This window comes from Mesorhizobium sp. M7D.F.Ca.US.004.03.1.1 (assembly GCF_003998635.1).
Taxonomy (GTDB): Bacteria; Pseudomonadota; Alphaproteobacteria; order Rhizobiales; family Rhizobiaceae; genus Mesorhizobium; species Mesorhizobium loti.
The window spans coordinates 1-785 of record NZ_RZQG01001536.1; the positions used below are offsets into that span (position 1 = coordinate 1).

At 63.9% G+C, this 785-nt stretch carries 1 protein-coding gene and 1 pseudogene; one reads left to right on the forward strand and one right to left on the reverse strand.

Annotated features, from left to right (window positions below; genetic code table 11):
• Positions 1 to 131 (forward strand): annotated as a pseudogene (locus tag EN935_RS42610) (DoxX family protein); the annotation flags it as partial.
• Positions 132 to 165: 34 nt separating this feature from the next.
• On the opposite strand, the gene EN935_RS38500 reads toward EN935_RS42610, so the two are convergent.
• Positions 166 to 785: aminomethyltransferase family protein (locus EN935_RS38500; protein ID WP_164771851.1), on the reverse strand; the 620-nt coding region annotated here is incomplete at its 5' end.

Consider the following 785-nt stretch of genomic DNA (forward strand, 5'->3'; position numbering starts at 1 on the left):
CGCATATGCCGCGCGACTTCTTCCCGGTCAACAACGGCGGCGATTTGGCAATCTCGTTCTGCTTCATCTTCCTTTATCTGTTCTTTGCCGGCGCCGGCGCCTTCGCGCTGGACAACCGCCGCAGCACGTAGCACCTTGATAATTTGAATAATGCGCGCCTAGGCTTCAGGCGCGCATCCTTTCGAAATTGGCGTCGAACAGCGGCGCCGGCTGCATGCGCGCCGCATGGCGTTTGCCCAGCAACTCGATCTCGAAGCCGTCGCTCTCATCGGCGATCTCCTTCGGCACGTAGCCGACGGCGACGGATTTCTTCGAGTGATGTGCATAGCCGCCCGAGGTCACCCAGCCGCGCACCGCACCGTCGAACCAGATCGGCTCGTCACCGATGACATCGGCGTCGTCGGCCTCGACGATGAAGGCACGCAGGCGCAATTTGCCGCCCTGCTTGCGCTCGGCGAGAGCCGCGGCCTTGCCGATGAAGTCGGCGTCCTTGCCATAGGCGACGAAGCGGTCGAGCCCGGCTTCCAGCGGACCGTAGATCGGCCGGTATTCGCGCGCCCATGAGCCGTAGTTCTTCTCCAGCCGCAGCGCGTTGAGCGCACGCGAGCCGAACAGGCCGATGCCGAATTCCTCACCCGCAGCCATCAGGGCCTGGAAGGCGGCGCGCTGATACTCCGGCGCTACCCACATCTCGTAGCCGAGATCGCCGGTGTAGCTGACGCGGCCGACCAGGCACGGCGCCATGCCGATATCCATCCTGCCAATGGCCATGAACGGAAATGCCG